Below are 18,289 nucleotides of genomic sequence, written 5' to 3' on the forward strand. Positions count from 1 at the left end.
CGGTTTCGTTTATACCGATGGTTTATGTGGAAATTGTCGAAGAGAGCAGATTTGCGCAACGCTGGGATCAGTCTTAAAAAGTAAAAAAATATATTTGCTTGAACGATTCACCGTTTTTTTCATCCGGTTAAATATGCAAAGATAAATGCGCAGAAATGTGTTTCTCAAACCGTTCATTTATCACAAAAGGATTGTTCGATGTCCAACAATGGCTCGTCACCGCTGGTGCTTTGGTATAACCAACTCGGCATGAATGATGTAGACAGGGTTGGGGGCAAAAATGCCTCCCTGGGTGAAATGATTACTAACCTTTCCGGAATGGGTGTTTCCGTTCCGAATGGTTTCGCCACAACCGCCGACGCGTTTAACCAGTTTCTGGACCAAAGCGGCGTAAACCAGCGCATTTATGAACTGCTGGATAAAACGGATATTGACGATGTTACCCAGCTTGCGAAAGCGGGCGCGCAAATCCGCCAGTGGATTATCGACACTCCCTTCCAGCCTGAGCTGGAAAACGCCATCCGCGAAGCCTATGCACAGCTTTCCGCCGATGACGAAAACGCCTCTTTTGCGGTGCGTTCCTCCGCTACTGCAGAAGATATGCCGGACGCTTCCTTTGCCGGTCAGCAGGAAACTTTCCTCAACGTTCAGGGTTTTGACGCCGTTCTCGTGGCAGTGAAACATGTATTTGCTTCTCTGTTTAACGATCGCGCCATCTCTTATCGTGTGCACCAGGGTTACGATCACCGTGGCGTGGCGCTCTCCGCCGGTGTTCAGCGGATGGTGCGCTCCGACCTCGCATCTTCTGGCGTGATGTTCTCCATTGATACCGAATCCGGCTTTGACCAGGTGGTGTTTATCACTTCCGCATGGGGCCTTGGTGAAATGGTCGTGCAGGGTGCGGTTAACCCGGATGAGTTTTACGTGCACAAACCGACACTGGCGGCGAATCGCCCGGCTATCGTGCGCCGCACCATGGGGTCAAAAAAAATCCGCATGGTTTACGCGCCGACCCAGGAGCACGGCAAGCAGGTTAAAATCGAAGACGTACCGCAGGAACAGCGTGACATCTTCTCGCTGACCAACGAAGAAGTGCAGGAACTGGCAAAACAGGCCGTACAAATTGAGAAACACTACGGTCGCCCAATGGATATTGAGTGGGCGAAAGATGGCCACACCGGCAAACTGTTCATTGTGCAGGCGCGTCCGGAAACCGTGCGCTCACGCGGTCAGGTCATGGAGCGTTATACGTTGCATTCACAGGGTAAGATTATCGCCGAAGGCCGTGCTATCGGTCATCGCATCGGCGCGGGTCCGGTGAAAGTCATCCATGACATCAGCGAAATGAACCGCATCGAACCTGGTGATGTGCTGGTTACTGACATGACCGACCCGGATTGGGAACCGATCATGAAGAAAGCATCGGCCATCGTCACCAACCGTGGCGGTCGTACCTGTCACGCGGCGATTATCGCTCGTGAACTGGGCATTCCGGCGGTAGTGGGCTGTGGTGATGCAACAGAACGGATGAAAGACGGTGAGAACGTCACTGTTTCTTGTGCAGAGGGTGATACCGGTTACGTCTATGCTGAGTTGCTGGAATTTAGCGTGAAAAGCTCCAGCGTAGAAACGATGCCGGATCTGCCGTTGAAAGTGATGATGAACGTCGGTAACCCGGACCGTGCTTTCGATTTCGCCTGCCTGCCGAACGAAGGCGTGGGCCTTGCGCGTCTGGAATTTATCATCAACCGTATGATTGGCGTCCACCCACGCGCACTGCTTGAGTTTGACGATCAGGAACCGCAGTTGCAAAACGAAATCCGCGAGATGATGAAAGGTTTTGATTCTCCGCGTGAGTTTTACGTTGGTCGTCTGACTGAAGGGATCGCGACGTTGGGTGCTGCGTTTTATCCGAAGCGTGTCATTGTCCGTCTCTCTGATTTTAAATCGAACGAATACGCCAACCTGGTCGGTGGTGAACGTTATGAGCCAGATGAAGAGAACCCAATGCTCGGCTTCCGTGGCGCGGGACGTTATGTTTCCGACAGCTTCCGCGACTGCTTCGCACTGGAGTGTGAAGCGGTGAAACGTGTGCGCAACGACATGGGACTGACCAACGTTGAGATCATGATCCCGTTCGTGCGTACCGTAGATCAGGCGAAAGCGGTGGTTGAAGAACTGGCGCGCCAGGGGCTGAAACGTGGTGAAAACGGGCTGAAGATCATCATGATGTGTGAAATTCCGTCCAACGCCTTACTGGCAGAGCAGTTCCTCGAATATTTCGACGGCTTCTCAATTGGCTCAAACGATATGACGCAGCTTGCGCTTGGTCTGGACCGAGACTCTGGCGTGGTGTCTGAACTGTTCGATGAGCGCAACGATGCAGTGAAAGCACTGCTGTCCATGGCGATTCGTGCCGCGAAGAAGCAGGGCAAATATGTCGGGATTTGCGGTCAGGGTCCGTCCGACCATGAAGACTTTGCCGCCTGGCTGATGGAAGAGGGGATCGATAGCCTGTCTCTGAACCCGGACACCGTGGTGCAAACCTGGTTAAGCCTGGCTGAACTGAAGAAATAAAATAAATACCCGGCGGCGTTTTGTCGCCGGGTTTACGTGATCCCCGAGTATGAAACTTATTCAACCTCTTCGCAGATATCCTGAGTTAATCGCCGCATAATATCTTTCCTTAACAAAAACTTTTGTATTTTACCGGAGGCCGTGCGCGGTAGTTTTTCGATTACCACAATATGTTCAGGATATTTATATTTTGCTACCCGTTTACGGCTAAAAAAAGCCACTATGTCTTCCAGCGATATTGAATGATGTGGCGCTTTCAGCACGACATAAGCGCATGAACGTTCACCTAAGCGTTCATCGGGCATTGCCACAACACAAGCATCATGAATTTTAGGATGCTGTAATAAAATATCTTCCACTTCACGACTGCTAATATTTTCCCCGCCGCGGACAATAATATCTTTCTTGCGCCCGGTTATTTTTATATAGCCAGCTTCATCCATTCGGCAGAGATCGCCGCTGTAATACCAGCCTTCTTCATCCAGCGCACGGTCGGTTAATTCCGGTTCATCAAAATACCCCATAAACACATTGGGGCCACGCGAAGCCTCTTCACCTACACAACCAGGCGGTAAGGTCTTGCGTGCATCATCGACCACTTTAATCTCTACGCCTGCGGCAGCGTAACCATCGGTGTTCATAAAGCGCGACAAAGGATCGTCGAGATTTACCACCGCATGCGGCGAACTTTCTGTGGAACCATAAACACTTAATAATTTAATGCCGCGTTGTTGGCATTCACGCGCCACCTTTTTGGGGATCGTGGTGCCGCCGCAAAGAAAGAAGCGCAGCGCTGAAAGGTCTGCGGGCTGTTTCTCCAGTAAATTCAAAAGGTCATAGACAAACGGTGTTGCGCCGAGCATACAGGTGCAACGCTGCTGCTCAAGCAGCGCGAGACACGCATCAGGAGTGAAAATATCTAACAACACGCTGCGAGCACCAATCAAAAAAGGTGCTGTTACGCCATGCAGAAAGCCCGTTGCGTGACCAAGTGGCGCAGGCATCATAAAGACATCCTGCCAGGTCAGATTCAGCCGCGCGCAATAAGCCCGCTCACTGGCGAGAATATTGTTATGCGTTAGCATCACGCCCTTTGGCAGACCCTCGGTTCCGGAGGTAAATAGCACAGCGGCTAATTCATCGCCGTGGGTCGTTATCGCCGTAGTCAGTGGGGTATTGTCGGCGAGAATCTGACTTAATGAGAGGGAAGAGGTGGCGGGAGCCAGTTTGTCCACGCCGACAATTTGTTGTAGTTGTGGAAGCTGATTTTGCAGCGGCAGGATTAAATCTACCGGACGCGTTTGTTTAAACAACGTCGGTGCAAAGAACATTTTTGCCTGACACTTATTGAGCACCCACACCAGTTCAGCCTCCCGCCAGGAAGGCAACAGCGGCACGGAAACCGCACCGGTTTTCAGGCAGGCAAGATAGATAACGGTAAATTCACACCAGCCAGGCAGTTGAAAAGCAATGCGATCCCCTGATTCAATACCCTTCGCCAGCATCCAGTTTGCCAGACACCTCGCGGCATGATCGAGCGCGCTATAGGTGTACGATGCACCATGATTATCGACCACGGCAATTTTATCTGGCATCGAACGAGCGGTCTGCTGCCAGTAATCGGCCAGCGAAGCATCGCCCCATAATCCTTGCTGACGATACGCCGCACGACGTTGTTCGTTGAACGTTAATGTCACTTTCATTTTGGACTCTCGAAACAGAACATCAGGCCCGAGATGCGGGCCTGTGGGATGCATGATTAGCCGTAGCGAAAATCAATACCGAAGGTGCCTGCGGGATATTGCCACTGTTCGAGAATAGTGTTGCCGCACAGCACCCGACAGGTGCCGCACTCCAGACAACCGGCGGAATCGAAATGAATGTTTCCAGCGTCATCCTGCTTATAAAGTCCGGCAGGGCAAGCTTTCATTAATTTACGGAATTCATTGATATCGGGATTTGCCGCCAAAATGATATGCGGGTGGCCCTCATCAACATGGAATTTATTGACGCCTAATTTGATGTCGACGTTAACCGTAGCGTTCTGGCTCATAGCGCGGTTGCTCCTTTAATGCCATCTTTCAGCAAGTTGATCAGCCCAATTTTCTTCGCATGTCCCATGATCATTTTGCGTACCGGTTGGTTAGGCTTACCGTCGATAGTGAACATTTCGTTCATGATGTCGGCGACCATTCGTGGGTATTGGCTAAACAGGCGCGGGTTTTCCATCAGCGCCGGGATCTTGCGGAAATGCTGCATATCGCGCATAACACAACTTTGTTCCAGCTCACGTTTGTATTGCGCCAGGCTGCTGGCGGAGAAGTCAGCGCGTTCTTTGGCGGCAATCACTGTTGTGGCGGCAGCCTGGGCCGATGCGATGGCTAAATCCATTCCGCGAACCGTAAAGCCCAGATTGAGGCAGAAACCTGCGGCATCACCGACGATCATCACGCCCTCATTAACCAGCTGCGGCACCATCGCCAGACCGCCTTCCGGCACCATGTGCGCGGAATATTCAAGCAGTTTGCCGCCGCTAATCAGTGGGCGAATGGCGGGGTGTTGTTTAAAATCTTCCAGCATTTGCGGCACGCTTTTTTTTGCATGGGCGATATCACCCAATCCACAAACCAGCCCCAACGATACGGAATCCTTGTTGGTATAGAGGAATCCGCCGCCCATCAGGCCGTCAGAAGGGGAACCGGCAAACAGCCAGGCGGTACCTTCCTCGCCCATAACATTAAAGCGATCGTTGATTTGCTCTGGTGTAAGACCAATAACCTCTTTAACACCAACTGCGTAATGATGCGGATCGGAAGCGGGAACCATTCCCAGCGAGCGGCCAAGCATTGAGTTAACGCCATCAGCCAGAATCACCACATTCGCTTCGAGAATATCCTCCCCGGCCTGGACGCCAGTGACCTTATTTCCTTCACGAACCAGCGCATCGACACGAACGCCCGGGATAAACTGCGCGCCAGCCTGTTCGGCTTGTTCCATCAACCACGGGTCCAGACGATTACGCAATACGGTATAAGACGCGTGTTGCGGAACATCTGGTTGCTCGCGGTGAAAATCGAGGGTAACGGCACTCTCTTCGGTTAAGAAGGAGATTTTCTCGCGTGTGACCTTGCGTTCTACCGGCGCTGATGCTGCAAAGCCTGGAATAATCGCTTCAAGTGTGTGGGCATAAAGACGCCCGCCGGTCATGTTTTTACATCCGGCACTGTCGCCGCGTTCTATCACCAGGACATCCAGCCCGGCTCGCGCCATGACCAGTGCGGCAACGCTACCGGCAACGCCCGCACCGACCACAATGGCATCAAATTTGTCATCCGACATGCGTTATGCTCCCTTCCCGCTGCATTTACAGCGGGAGATGTGGTTGAAAGGGGAATTAGCGGCTCAACTGGCTAATCAGGGCAGGGACGACTTTGTAAATATCGCCCACCAGACCGTAGTCGGCATAGTTGAAGATTGGCGCATTTTTATCTTTATTAATGGCGACAATCACTTTTGCACCGTTGCCGCCAACCATATGCTGGATCTGCCCGGAGATCCCCAGCGTCAGGTAGAGATCGGATTTCAGCAACACGCCGGAGACACCGATATAACGTTCACGCTCCATCCAGTTCTCGCCTTCGGCAATTGGACGTGAACAGCCGACTTCAGCATTCAGCACCGCCGCCAGTTCGTGGACCATTTTCAGGTCATCCTGCGCCGCCAGACCACGACCGACGCCAACCACACGTTTTGCTTTGCTCAGGTCCACGCTGCTTGCCGCTTTCGCACGGCGTTCGCGACAGAGAATTTCATGACGCGGGGCAACATAAGGTACCGTTTCTGTCGGGCACTGATGAGAGATATCACTGGTGCACGGTTCCTGAACACCGGGTGCAAGGGTAATGATCGCCAGCGGGCTGTTGATCTTTTCCTGAGCGAACGCTAACCCGCCATACATCCGGTGTTCGGCGCAAATGTGACCATCGACAATATCCACCGCCGTGGCATCGTTCACCAGCGCCGCATTCAGTTGCACACTTAACCGTGCTGCCAGAGCTTTACCACGTTTCGTCGCGGCCAGCAGCAACATAGCGGGGTGTTTATCTTTCAGCAGGGCAGCAATGCTTTCGGCGTAATTTTCAGTACGTTGCAGCGCGTCGTTTTGCTCAAGAACATAAATACATTTTGGCCCATAAGGCATAACTGCCTGCGCCTGGTCGGTATTTTGTACAATGGCATACACCTGTTGGCCCCATTGCTGAGCGCCGCCAAACAGTTCAGCATAACGTTCAGGATTATCGCTAAAGACCCAGACGCTGTTTAATTGACTCATCGTTTCTTCTCCGTAGGCTTCAGTTCAGGGCTTTCTTCAGATGTTCCGCCAGCTCGGCAATGGCCTCCGGCGAATCGTTATCGAGAATGATGTGCTTACGTTCTGTTTGCGGCGGTACGCGAATACCGGTCAGTTCAGCAAGTGGTGCGCTCTGGCTCCAGCCAATATCACTTGCCTGCCACTGATTTACCGGTTTTTTACCCGCGCCGAGAATGGCTTTCATCGAAGGAATACGTGGCACGTTAATATCGGAGGTGACGCAGAGCACGGCTGGAACAGAGAGCTCAATAACTTCAACATCATCTTCAAGCGTGCGTTCAATCACCAGTGTATTGCCCTGACGCTGAATAGCACTCACTGCATTAATCACCGGAAGTTGCAGAATTTCTCCGACCAGCAAGCCAACCTGCTGGGCATAAAGGTCGCCGGAACCTTCACCAAAGATCAGTAAATCGAAGCCGATCTTTTCAACTGCTGCCGCCAGCGCCTTTGCGGTATCGAGAGGCAGTGCATGTTCAAGTTGCGCATCCTGCACCAAATACAGGCTATGCGGCCCGCGGGATAGCACGTCTTTGCGCACTTTCGAGTTCTGCAACAATGAGCCGCCAATGGTCAGCGCGGCTATCTCATCGTCATCTGTTGCAATCTGGCTTGCAGCTTCAATGGCATTGAGATCGAACTGGCTGATTTTGGCGTCGGCATTGTCGAAATTCAGGGTATATTCTGGAGTGACAACAATGTCCTGTTCTTCAGGCACCAGCTTAAAGCAGGTTATTATTTTCATGATTTCTCCTGTGAGTCGCATACGGAACCATCTCCGATGGAAGGTAAAAATGGCCTGAAAATAGTGTGCGATAGCGGTGCGGGGTTTTCGACGGAGCAAGCTGTTTTCCTTGCCAACAATCTTGCAAAAAAAATGCGATCGCTAAAACAAAAGTGCAATTTGCGGCAATGTTGTTATTCCATGACCGTACAATCTTGCATTCAGTGTAAATAATCTTGTTTAGCTCTCGCTAAACGCGGTTGTATAACCGCAATACACGCCGTATTTTATCCGGCATATATTGTTTTTGCTTGCTCATGGAATAGGGAGGTTGTCATGTATCAACGCTGTTTTGATAACGCCAGCGAAACGCTGTTTGTCGCCGGTAAAACGCCACGGCTTTCACGTTTTGCATTTAGCGATGATCCAAAATGGGAGTCCGGACATCACGTTCATGACAATGAAACCGAGCTGATTTACGTCAAGAAAGGGGTAGCAAGGTTTACCATCGATTCTTCGTTATATGTCGCGCATGCCGATGACATTGTGGTGATAGAACGTGGCAGGTTGCATGCGGTGGCCTCTGACGTTAACGATCCAGCAACGACGTGTACCTGTGCGCTGTACGGCTTTCAGTTTCAGGGGACTGAGGAAAATCAGCTACTGCAACCGCATTCTTGCCCGGTAATTGCCGCAGGGCAGGGAAAAGAAGTCATTAAAACCTTATTTAATGAGCTAAGTGTGATTTTGCCGCAAAGTAAAAATAGCCAAACATCTTCGTTATGGGACGCATTTGCCTATACGTTAGCAATTCTTTACTACGAAAACTTTAAAAATGCTTATCGTTCGGAGCTGGGGTATATTAAAAAAGATGTTCTGATAAAAGATATTCTTTTCTATCTGAATAATAATTATCGCGAAAAAATCACTTTAGAGCAGTTATCGAAAAAATTTCGTGCCAGCGTCAGTTATATTTGCCATGAATTTACCAAAGAGTATCGTATTTCCCCTATTAACTATGTTATTCAACGGCGTATGACGGAAGCGAAATGGTCACTCACCAATACTGAATTATCACAGGCAGAGATCTCCTGGCGTGTGGGTTATGAAAATGTCGATCACTTTGCCAAACTGTTTTTGCGCCATGTCGGCTGTTCGCCCAGCGATTACCGCAGGCAATTTAAAAACTGTTTTGCGGAACAAGAAATCTTATCTGAATTTCCTCAACCGGTAAGTCTTGCCGGATAAATCTGGCGGCGCAGTTTGTTAAGAAGCTGCGCCGCCTGCAGATTATTTGTTCTGAAAATCTTTCAGGATCTGCCGACCCGCTACGTAAATCATAATTTCGTCTGTACCGCCGCCGATACGTTCACAACGGACATCACGCCAGAAGCGAGAGACGCGCGCCTCATCGGTATAGCCCAGACCGCCCATGATTTGAATCGCATCATCAATGACTTCCATTGCGGTACGTGCGCAGTACAGTTTTGCCAGCGCCGCGCTGGTGCGCAGTGACTGATGCTGATCGGCTTGCCATGCCACTTTCAACACCATGTTGCGCATGTTGTCGATCTTAATCGCCATCAGCGCCAGTTTTTCCTGGATCATCTGGTTATGACCAATGGGCTTACCAAAAGCGATACGCTGGTTGGCATAGCGGGCGGCATCTTCAAAGGCACACTCGGCAAAGCCGGTGCTGCGCGCGGCATTGATCAAGCGTTCCATCTCAAAGTTATACATCACATTGAGGAAACCCATTCCTTCTTCGCCCACCATGTCGCTCTCTTCAACTTCCACGTTGTCGAGATAGACTTCGCAGGTGCTGAGCATATGCCAGCCGATTTTATGCAACGGGTTAATCTTAATGCCGGGCTTACTGGAGTCGACCCACCACAGGGTGAAGGCTTTTTTGGGATCTTTCGGTTCTGGATCGCGCGCCAGCACCAGCATATACGGGTACTCTTTCGCGCCGGTAATAAAGGTTTTCTGGCCGTTGATGTAAACCTTGCCATTTTTACGCGTGTAAGTGGTAGTGGCACTGTTATTGTCTGAGCCTGCGCCTGGTTCCGTCAACGCCAGGGCATAGGCGGGATCACCCGTTTCCAGGGTGCTCTCTGCCGTTTTACGTAGCTGCTCAGCAGAACCGAAACGGCGCATGCTGTGAATACATTGACCGTTGGTAATCAAAAATGCCGGAGCACCGCATTTTGACACTTCCATCAGCGCCAGCATTTGGGTGACGTAATCCGCAGGGATACCACCAAATTCTTCCGGCACGCCAAGCATAGAAATGCCGTTATCCGCCAGTGCCCGCATAAACTCACGCGGGTATGTCCCGTTTTGATCGCAGGTGCGGAAATACTCTTCCGGGAAGTTGGTCGTAATCAACTCGCGAATACTGGCCAGCAGCAGTTCTTGTTCTTCAGTTAAAGAAAAATCCATCATTATACTCCTGTTAATGAGCCGCTTCAGGCAGGACAAAACCCATCGCCGCATCGATAAATAATCTTTCGTCCATCAGTTTGAGTTCTGGCGAAATCACTGGGGTGAAATCCATTTTGTCGAGAATATCTTTTTGTAAATCGACGCCAGGAGCGATTTCGATTAAATGCAGGCCATCTTCTTTTAGCGTGAATACGGCGCGCTCAGTGATATAACGAACATCCAGTCCTCGCTCGAGAGCGATTTTTCCGCTGAAAGTAATTTCCGGTAGTTCCCGAATAAATTTCTTCACCCGTCCTTCCTGGACTATATTTAATTTGCCGTCGGCAATTTCTGTTTTTAAACTGCCCGCAGTTAATGTGCCGCAGAAAATGATTTTCTTCGAAGTGGCACTGATATCAATAAATCCACCGGTGCCCATGATTTTACCATTGAATTTATGCACGCCGACGTTACCGTGCTGGTCGACTTCAGCAAAACTCAAATAACAAACATCCAGACCGCCACCGTGATAAAAATCAAACTGGGACGTCATATCCAGAATGGCACGGGTATTCACGTTCGCGCCAAAGGCGATCCCCTGTGAAGTAATACCGCCAATTGGGCCTGTTTCTACCGTCAGAATAAAGTCATCAGCACAACCTTCTTCCCGGGCGACCAGGCCAATGCCGTCAGCAATACCGACGCCGACATTCCCCACCGCGCCTTTGCGCATTTCGAATAATGCGCGCCGCGCAACTAATTTACGTTGGTTTAGGGGTAGGCTAAGTTTGGTGCTGTCATCAAGGGTGAAGTCACCAGAAATAAAGCGGTTAACCGGCGCACCGCCATACAGTTGGGTTTGATCCGGATCGACTACCACAATATCCACCAGATAACCCGGAATACGGACAGATTTAGGATGCAGCGTGGCTTTCTTAACCATCTTCTGCACCTGCATCATCACAATACCGCCGTTATTGTGCACCGCCTGAGCAATAACCAATGCGTCGAGATACATCACCTCATCTTCAAAAGTGGCGTAGCCTTCACTGTCGCAGGTGGTAGCGCGAATGAAGGCGATATCTGGCGCTATCGCTTTGTAATAGAGATATTCTTTGTTATCAAACTCGACCAGTTTAATCAGGTCTTCTTTAGTGACTTCATTCAGTTTGCCGCCTTGCTGGCGTGGATCGACAAATGTTCCGATGCCAATATCACTAATAATACCAGGCTGGTGGGCTGCGGCGGCGCGTAAGGTTTGTGTAAGTACACCTTGTGGATAGTTATAAGCAATAATTTTATTTTGTTCTGCGAGATCAGAAATACGCGGCGATTGTCCCCAGTGACCGCATAATGCCCATTTCACCAGACCTTCTTGTGCCAGCGGACTAATACCACGGTCGGCGCGATCGCCAAGCCCTGTTGGACTAATAATCGATAAATTACGTGGTGTTTGAGTCTGTTTATATTTATCAGCAAGAGCAGTAATTAACGTGGTGGCTTCCAGAATACCGCCGCCAGCGCCTAACACACAAAGTGTTGCTTCGTCGGGAATATAATTCACCGCTTCCTGTGCCGACAGGACCGGCACTCGTCCATTAATACGAGGTGGTTTTACAGGTTTCATTGTTAATTCCTGATTCAGATGTGATTTTCCCTACGCCAGATGGAGAATTAGCGCACAGAGACTCACGAAATATTTTTATTAAATACGGTTGAATATATTTTTTTAGTTCGGCGGGGGAGGGTATTCCCGCCGAAATATTATTGCTTATGCCTGATGTAAAATAGTTAATACCGTGCGCAAATCATTTACCGAGATTTGCCCTGGCGCAGAGGCTTTTTTTACCGCACCAAAAGTTGCCGCCGACCCAAATACTTCACCAGCCAGACGAGAAATTACGCCAGTTTTTGCCATCGACATCGTGATGATTGGACGATCGGCATACTGCTCCTGCATCTCCAGGGTCGCGGCAAGCAACGTCAGCACATCGCTGGTACTTTGCGGCATCAGCGCAATCTTAGGAATATCGGCGTCGAAGGACTGCATTTTACGCAGACGGGCAATGATTTCTTCGGCTTCCGGCGTTTTATGGAAGTCATGGTTGGACATGACAACTTTCACATCATGCGCGTGGGCGTAGGCGACGGTTTCTTTAACTTGATCATCACCGGTAAATAACTCCAGATCGATCATATCAACCAGGCCGCTGTCGATGGCTGCACGATTGAGTGCAATATAAGCCTCGGTGGAAATCGCCTGCTCGCCGCCTTCTTTGGCACTGCGGAAGGTAAACAGCAGCGGTTTTTCTGGCATGGTTTCACGGAGAATTTTTGCCGCTGCCATGACAGACTCCACATTGGAGAGGTCGGCATAGTGGTCAACACGCCATTCCAGAATATCAAAGTCCGCTTCACGATAGGCGAGAGCTTCGGATTTCACGCTGGCGATATCTTTCGCCATCAGCGAGACGATGATTTTAGGTGCGCCCGTACCAATGACGAGATCTTTTACAGTTACGGTTTTCATTTTTTACCCTTTCTGCACGCGGTCAGCCTGTCAGGCACCGAACCCCATGACCTGTTTAACATATTCCAGAGGGAAATCTTTGCCAGTCCATAACGTGAACTGTTCAGCCCCTTGCCACAACAACATGCCGTATCCATCAATCGTTTTGCAACCAGCTTGTTGCGCCTGCTGCAATAACTTCGTCATATGCGGGTTATACACGCATTCAGTGACCAGAAGTCCCGGATGTAACAGACTGATATCATTAACCAATGATTCATTCTCAAGGGGTTTCATACCCACTTTTGTGCCATTGGTTAAAATGTCGGCGGAAGCCAGGGCTTCAGCAAAGGCTTGCTGATCGGCGAGATCGGTGACTGTCACGACGCAATCGGTGTTTTCGTTAACCCGCTGCGCGAAGGCGAGGGCTTTATCGAAGAACTCATCCCGACGGTTAAAGAGTTTAATTTCTTTTAAACCTTCAATTGCCCCCTGCGCGCCAATCGCCGTTGAGGCACCTCCGGCCCCTAACAGCACCATCGTTTTGCCTTTGATATCAAAACCGCTCTCTTTAATGGCGCGAATATGGCCCGTGCCGTCGGTGTTATAGCCACGCAGATAGCCATCATCATTAACGATGGTGTTGATGGCACCCACCAGTTTGGCCGCTGGCGTTAATTCATCAACATATTCACACGCCAGTTGTTTGTTCGGCATTGATACACCAGTTCCGCGCATTTTGAGGGCTTTTAATCCTTCAATTGCTCCGGGAAAGCTATCGTTATCCACTTCGAAGGCCATATAGGTAAATGGCAATCCCGCTTTTTCTAAGGCTTTATTCTGCATTTCGGGCGATAAACTGTGGCGGATAGGATAGGCCATCAACCCAATCAATTCGTATTTTGCGGTAACATCCATAATTAACTCCTTTAACCTCTATGCTTAATTGTGTTTAACCGGGTGCTAAATTTACGCTCGCCAAACCGCACATCATTTTCAGGAATAATGAAAACGCGGTAATAGCGGATAAAAACAATAATTGCGGTAATCAGGGCCAGCAGCGCGAAAGTAAAATCGAGAACGATGATATATTGCAGGCCGATGTTCGACAGATAACCGGTAATCAGCGGAATAACAAAGTTAGCCAGTCCACCCATCATCATATAAATACTGGTGACTTTGGCTTTGCTTTTGGGAAAAAACTCTGACATGACCGAAACGCCGAGCTGTAAAATGCCGCCAGCCGCTGAGAAACCGATAACAAAGGCTCCGGCATTACACACCAGTGGAGAAGGGTACAGGTAGATAATGGCTGATGTTATTGTTGCCAGTGCAGAGTTAAATACATTAGCCCAGATGGGCCGGACCATTTTTTTCAGTAGTGCGGCAAAAATAAAGACACAGACCAACGAGCCCATACTGTAATAAGAGATGGTTTTTAATGCCTCAGCTTCTGACATACCAGCAAAAGCCATCGCATATTTGGGCATCCACACCACAATCACATAAAAGGTCGAGAATGCAGCTACACCGAACAGTACCGATGAAACACCTTCCAGCCAGACTAACGGTTTGCTGTTCATTTGCGGTAATTCATTAGCTACGCTGGCGTCCACCAACTGGTTGGGGAATTTGCTTTTCAATAGCATCAGCGTGATCAGTACAAACAGAATACCCGGAATAATCAGCCCATAGCCGTACCAGATGTTATTGAGCAACATATAGCTCACCAGCATTGGGTAGAACATTTGTCCGAATGACACCATCGCTTTAACCAGTATGACCGCCGAACCAGAGGCTTTCGGAAAGCATTCCATGAGCGCAGGGTAGCCACCCGTATCAAGCGCTGAGTTAGCGATACCTACGCACACTGCCAGACAGTAGGCGAGAGTTAAATTCGGGCAAGCGGGAATACCAAAGAAGAATAGCAGATACATTATTACTGCCATTAATATCACCGCCCGACGACCAAACTTATCGGAGATCACACCGAAGAATAAAATACTGATCAATCGGCCCAAACCGATACCGGAAATTAAATAGGCAATGCCCGCGTTGTCAGTGGAAAACTTTTCTGCCAGAGATGACATATTTTGGGCAAGCGTAATAACACTAATGCCGTGCAGAAAATAGCTGAAGTAAATACAAAGAACAGCCAGGATAAATGGCGTGCTGAAAGCCTTATTTTGAGACATTTTCACAGCTCCTTGCTGAAAGATAATTTCGTTACCGTACGTATTGTTCTCCGACGGTTTACATAATTACTATACTGAAGATGATTTTCCCTGGGTACATGGCATAAAGTTTATGTTTCCAGGAATATTGCATGTCATAGTTTGTTTTTTATCGCGATTTTCCTTAGTTGGCGCAGAAAGAGTTATTTATCCGTAAGATCTTGCATGACCTGAAAAGAATATTGCATTACCCACCCGGAGCGACATTTTCCTTTAGCGAGTGATGCCACGTTTCTTTGCGGCTGCGTAAGCCGATAAACAGTGCCAGTAAAAAGCCGATGGCAGCGATGGCGGTATCGAACCACATAATATCGGCAATACTTCTTTGGGACAGATGAGCCGTAATCAACGGAATAGTAAAGGTCGCAATACTGCCCGCACTGTAATAGATCCCTGTAGCTTTACCCTTAGCGTAGGGGAAACGTTCAGCCATTAATGTCAGGCCAATTTGCACAACACCTCCAGCAGAGGTAAAACCAATGACAAAAGCAAATATTATCACCACATAAAATGTGGGATGCAGACAGACGGTAAACAGAGCAATAAATGAGATAAAGGTGTACAGCATCAGTAATGTTGTTGGGCGAACGGTATTACGAATGAGTGGAGCGGTAATAAATACACAAAGCAGCGAACCCACGGTGTAGATACTGAGTAGTTTGATCGACATAGTGTATGACATGCCTGCAACAAATTGTCCGTACTGTGCCAGCCACTGGCTAACCAGATAAAAGGTTGCCATTGAGATATAGCCATATAAGGTATAACTGGCTAAATCGATAATTGAACAGCGATGTTCCGTAGAGTTGGTGGCTTTCTCTATGACAGGTAAGCGACGACCCGGATGTGGTGGGAACGTACAACGGTATAAAAACAGAGCGTTAATAAACATAATGCCTGCGGCAATCATAAAGGACCAGCCGAACCACAGTTCAGCCCACACTAACAGGCTGATGATTAGCGGTAATAAAAATTGCCCGCTGGAAACAAATGCTTTAATTAAAATATTAGCTGTACCCGGTGAACGTGGAAAAGCTTCCATCAAACTGGGATAGGTGCCTGCATCGAGAAAACTGTTTGCCATTCCCGCCAGAAAGCCCAAACCATAAGCGATAATGATGTTATTGGTGTGCAGGATGCCAAAAAAGAAGGCCATATAGCAGCACATCCCGAGCATGATAAAAGGGCGGCGACCAAAGCGATCGGATAATAATCCTGCAAAAAGCAAGACACTTAATCGACCAATACCCAGCGATGAGATAACTATTGAGACGCCTGCGGCATTAGTCTGCCAAAGCGTCTCCAGCGAGGCCATATTCAGGCTCATCAAAATGACGCCCATACCATGCACCAGGTAATTAAAATACAACCCAAGTGCGGTAGGGAAATAGGGATTTTTCATAGGTTCTACTTAGCAAAGGTGCTTTAAAAAGTGAAGCGATGTTGTGTCAGCATCTGTTCATTATTGTTGTAACAACGACAATTCCTTTCTTTGGAAAATTAACAAAGGCGCTCCAGATCGTGTGCATATAATTCAGCGGCTACCGATTGATAGATCTTCCAGTCAATAAAATTGCCATCAGGGTAGACACGTTGAAACGCGGTTAAGTCAGGGAAAAAACGCATGGTGTTGTTGCCGATGCGGTTATTTATTTTCTCTATGATGGCATGAAGATGTTTTTTTCGTTGCTGTCGCATAGCCAACAGTTGCTCGACTACACGATCAGGAATGGCGCATTTGCCATTTTCCCACTGACGCCAGCTTTCACTGTCACCGGTCTGGGCAATCCAGGTCGCGCATTCATCAATAGTCATGGCAAAAATATGGCGAAGAGCCTGGAGTTCATAAGCGTTCATCGTGTAATGGCTGCATGAAATAAACAATAAAATATAAATAACATTATCAGCCTGCTGACGGCTTGAAGAGAGTCACAGTATCTTGTGCAACATTATTGGAAAGCGTGAGGGGCGAGGTAGCGAAGCGGAAAAATGTTAAAAAAAAGCCCATCGTGGGAGATGGGCAAAGACTACACACAGCAATTCGTTGTTTCACTCAGGGGATTTCCATGCTTATAAATCAATATGTTGATTTATAACCGTGAGCTAATAGTAGGCATACGGACTTTTTGCGTCGATCAGATTCGTCTCATTAGTTTAAAAACTGTAAAGAATTTGCGACAGGTACTACCAGCTGAATGGCGGTAAGCAGGAAAATATAGTGAAGAGCAAGCAAATATCAATTAGCGGTGGTTAACAATCAGGCGGCAGAACCGCCTGATGAGAAATTACTTATTCGGTTTCTCGATTTCGCCAAGTTCTTCGAGAATTTCTTCCGGTTGGTCCGTCGGCGGCGGGACTTCTTCCACCCACGCGGCAAACAGACGCCAGGAAACGGCTAACAGAACCGGACCAATAAACAGACCGATCATCCCGAAAGCAATCAAACCACCAATAACGCCAGAGAGGATCAGGATCAGCGGTAAATCGGCACCCATGCGAATTAACATTGGGCGGATGACGTTATCCAGCGTGCCAACCACACCGCTCCACACTAACAATACCGTTCCCCAGGTGGTATCGCCGGTCCAGTAGAGCCAGATAATCGCCGGAATCAGTACCGGCAATGGGCCAAGCTGGACAAGGCAGGAGAGGATCATTAACACCGTGAGCAACGTTGCATAAGGTACGCCGGATACGGCGAGGCCGATACCGCCAAGCACAGCCTGTACTAACGCCGTCACCACCACACCCAGCGCCACCGCGCGGATAGCCTGTGCCGCCAGCAGTACGGCGGCATCTCCGCGAACGCCTGCCAGACGGGTTGCAAAATGGCGAATGCCTTGTGCCACCTGTTCACCGCGCCAGTACAGCAGGGCACTGAAGAGAAGCATCAGCGCACAATGCACCATAAAGCGCCCGATATGCGCCGCCTGCCCAACGAACCAGGTGGTGGTAGTGCCAATATAAGGGCGGACTTTTGCCATGATCGCCGTACCCCCCATATCCAGCAAGTTGTGCCAGCCTGCATACAGCTTCGCGCCAATCACCGGAATGGTATTAAGCCACGCCAGATCGGGTAACGTCATGTCACCGCTGGAAATGGCTTTAATCAGTGGACCGCTGCCATCGACAATACTGTTAACCAGCAAAGCAATAGGGATGATAAACACCATCACTAATAACAGCGTCATCACCAGAACGGCGAGAGAGCGGCGGCCAAACATGATCTTTTGCAAACGTAACAATACCGGCCAGGTGGCGATAACCACCGTACCGGCCCATGCGAAGCCGAGAATAAAGGGTTGAACAATCCACAGACATGCCACAATCATGATGGCTAAAAACAGCACCGAAAGCAGAATTTGTGCGACATCCCTGGGCTGACGAACATTTACCATAACTACTTTTCACCTTTTTTGTGCGTCAAATCGTCGACGCGACGTGAACAC

Annotated in this window: 15 protein-coding genes and 1 other RNA gene; 2 read left to right on the plus strand and 14 right to left on the minus strand. The window is 49.2% G+C overall.

Annotated features, from left to right (window positions below):
• The first annotated feature begins 198 nt into the window (after positions 1-198).
• Positions 199-2,577 (plus strand): phosphoenolpyruvate synthase, encoded by a 2,379-nt coding sequence (ppsA, locus tag FQ015_RS03725; protein WP_000069375.1) that lies wholly within the window; start codon positions 199-201, stop codon positions 2,575-2,577.
• A gap of 56 nt (positions 2,578-2,633) precedes the next feature.
• On the opposite strand, the gene fadK is transcribed toward ppsA, so the two are convergent.
• The 5 genes from fadK to FQ015_RS03750 are packed head-to-tail and all read right to left on the minus strand — an operon-like array spanning position 2,634 to position 7,694.
• Entirely contained in the window at positions 2,634-4,280 is a 1,647-nt protein-coding gene (gene fadK / locus FQ015_RS03730) for a medium-chain fatty-acid--CoA ligase (RefSeq protein ID WP_202385045.1), read from the minus strand.
• A gap of 56 nt (positions 4,281-4,336) precedes the next feature.
• The gene (locus FQ015_RS03735; protein ID WP_000081071.1) at positions 4,337-4,630 is read right to left on the minus strand and encodes a ferredoxin family protein; all 294 of its coding nucleotides are present in this window, start codon (positions 4,628-4,630) and stop codon (positions 4,337-4,339) included.
• Positions 4,627-5,916: an FAD-dependent oxidoreductase gene (locus FQ015_RS03740; RefSeq protein ID WP_160523724.1), complete on the minus strand. Its 1,290-nt coding sequence runs from the start codon at positions 5,914-5,916 to the stop codon at positions 4,627-4,629. The genes FQ015_RS03735 and FQ015_RS03740 overlap by 4 nt, the downstream gene beginning before the upstream one ends.
• A 55-nt stretch (positions 5,917-5,971) precedes the next feature.
• Complete coding sequence (locus FQ015_RS03745; RefSeq protein ID WP_000080696.1) at positions 5,972-6,910, minus strand: electron transfer flavoprotein subunit alpha; 939 nt, start codon at positions 6,908-6,910, stop codon at positions 5,972-5,974.
• 19 nt (positions 6,911-6,929) lie between these two features.
• A complete protein-coding gene (locus FQ015_RS03750; RefSeq protein ID WP_089582799.1) occupies positions 6,930-7,694 on the minus strand; it encodes an electron transfer flavoprotein in 765 nt (254 codons plus the stop codon).
• Between the two features lie 315 nt (positions 7,695-8,009).
• Here FQ015_RS03750 and FQ015_RS03755 point away from each other — a divergent pair, with 315 nt between their 5' ends.
• On the plus strand, positions 8,010-8,921 hold the full coding sequence (locus tag FQ015_RS03755; protein WP_160523725.1) for an AraC family transcriptional regulator: 912 nt from the start codon (positions 8,010-8,012) through the stop codon (positions 8,919-8,921).
• A gap of 42 nt (positions 8,922-8,963) precedes the next feature.
• Here FQ015_RS03755 and FQ015_RS03760 read toward each other — a convergent pair whose 3' ends face one another.
• From FQ015_RS03760 to ydiK, 9 genes are all read right to left on the minus strand, one after another.
• Positions 8,964-10,115 carry an acyl-CoA dehydrogenase gene (locus FQ015_RS03760; RefSeq protein WP_160523780.1) on the minus strand — a complete coding sequence of 384 codons (1,152 nt, stop codon included), beginning with the start codon at positions 10,113-10,115 and terminating at the stop codon, positions 8,964-8,966.
• Positions 10,116-10,128: 13 nt separating this feature from the next.
• Positions 10,129-11,724 (minus strand): acyl CoA:acetate/3-ketoacid CoA transferase, encoded by a 1,596-nt coding sequence (locus FQ015_RS03765; protein ID WP_032184342.1) that lies wholly within the window; start codon positions 11,722-11,724, stop codon positions 10,129-10,131.
• 144 nt (positions 11,725-11,868) lie between these two features.
• Complete coding sequence (aroD, locus tag FQ015_RS03770; RefSeq protein ID WP_000860201.1) at positions 11,869-12,627, minus strand: type I 3-dehydroquinate dehydratase; 759 nt, start codon at positions 12,625-12,627, stop codon at positions 11,869-11,871.
• Positions 12,628-12,657: 30 nt separating this feature from the next.
• A complete protein-coding gene (gene ydiB, locus FQ015_RS03775) occupies positions 12,658-13,524 on the minus strand; it encodes a quinate/shikimate dehydrogenase (protein WP_000383469.1) in 867 nt (288 codons plus the stop codon).
• 11 nt (positions 13,525-13,535) lie between these two features.
• Positions 13,536-14,801 (minus strand): MFS transporter, encoded by a 1,266-nt coding sequence (locus FQ015_RS03780; protein ID WP_032303145.1) that lies wholly within the window; start codon positions 14,799-14,801, stop codon positions 13,536-13,538.
• Positions 14,802-15,027: 226 nt separating this feature from the next.
• Positions 15,028-16,242 carry an MFS transporter gene (locus FQ015_RS03785; RefSeq protein WP_000795527.1) on the minus strand — a complete coding sequence of 405 codons (1,215 nt, stop codon included), beginning with the start codon at positions 16,240-16,242 and terminating at the stop codon, positions 15,028-15,030.
• Positions 16,243-16,340: 98 nt separating this feature from the next.
• Positions 16,341-16,697, minus strand: coding sequence for a YdiL family protein (locus tag FQ015_RS03790; protein ID WP_001310864.1), 357 nt, complete (start codon positions 16,695-16,697; stop codon positions 16,341-16,343).
• Between the two features lie 135 nt (positions 16,698-16,832).
• Positions 16,833-16,940: antisense sRNA RprA (gene rprA, locus FQ015_RS03795), an RNA gene on the minus strand.
• A 185-nt stretch (positions 16,941-17,125) separates the two neighbouring features.
• Complete coding sequence (ydiK, locus tag FQ015_RS03800; protein WP_000248636.1) at positions 17,126-18,238, minus strand: AI-2E family transporter YdiK; 1,113 nt, start codon at positions 18,236-18,238, stop codon at positions 17,126-17,128.
• Positions 18,239-18,289: the final 51 nt, after the last annotated feature.

Source organism: Escherichia sp. HH26CH, assembly GCF_009820205.1.
Classification (GTDB): Bacteria; Pseudomonadota; Gammaproteobacteria; order Enterobacterales; family Enterobacteriaceae; genus Escherichia; species Escherichia coli_F.

Excerpts from the sequence above, each read along its gene's own strand:
- ppsA (WP_000069375.1), top strand. The coding sequence starts at position 199 with ATGTCCAACAATGGCTCGTCACCGCTGGTGCTTTGGTATAACCAACTC.
- fadK (WP_202385045.1), bottom strand. The coding sequence starts at position 4,280 with ATGAAAGTGACATTAACGTTCAACGAACAACGTCGTGCGGCGTATCGT.
- FQ015_RS03735 (WP_000081071.1), bottom strand. The coding sequence starts at position 4,630 with ATGAGCCAGAACGCTACGGTTAACGTCGACATCAAATTAGGCGTCAAT.
- FQ015_RS03740 (WP_160523724.1), bottom strand. The coding sequence starts at position 5,916 with ATGTCGGATGACAAATTTGATGCCATTGTGGTCGGTGCGGGCGTTGCC.
- FQ015_RS03745 (WP_000080696.1), bottom strand. The coding sequence starts at position 6,910 with ATGAGTCAATTAAACAGCGTCTGGGTCTTTAGCGATAATCCTGAACGT.
- FQ015_RS03750 (WP_089582799.1), bottom strand. The coding sequence starts at position 7,694 with ATGAAAATAATAACCTGCTTTAAGCTGGTGCCTGAAGAACAGGACATT.
- FQ015_RS03755 (WP_160523725.1), top strand. The coding sequence starts at position 8,010 with ATGTATCAACGCTGTTTTGATAACGCCAGCGAAACGCTGTTTGTCGCC.
- FQ015_RS03760 (WP_160523780.1), bottom strand. The coding sequence starts at position 10,115 with ATGGATTTTTCTTTAACTGAAGAACAAGAACTGCTGCTGGCCAGTATT.
- FQ015_RS03765 (WP_032184342.1), bottom strand. The coding sequence starts at position 11,724 with ATGAAACCTGTAAAACCACCTCGTATTAATGGACGAGTGCCGGTCCTG.
- aroD (WP_000860201.1), bottom strand. The coding sequence starts at position 12,627 with ATGAAAACCGTAACTGTAAAAGATCTCGTCATTGGTACGGGCGCACCT.
- ydiB (WP_000383469.1), bottom strand. The coding sequence starts at position 13,524 with ATGGATGTTACCGCAAAATACGAATTGATTGGGTTGATGGCCTATCCT.
- FQ015_RS03780 (WP_032303145.1), bottom strand. The coding sequence starts at position 14,801 with ATGTCTCAAAATAAGGCTTTCAGCACGCCATTTATCCTGGCTGTTCTT.
- FQ015_RS03785 (WP_000795527.1), bottom strand. The coding sequence starts at position 16,242 with ATGAAAAATCCCTATTTCCCTACCGCACTTGGGTTGTATTTTAATTAC.
- FQ015_RS03790 (WP_001310864.1), bottom strand. The coding sequence starts at position 16,697 with ATGAACGCTTATGAACTCCAGGCTCTTCGCCATATTTTTGCCATGACT.
- ydiK (WP_000248636.1), bottom strand. The coding sequence starts at position 18,238 with ATGGTAAATGTTCGTCAGCCCAGGGATGTCGCACAAATTCTGCTTTCG.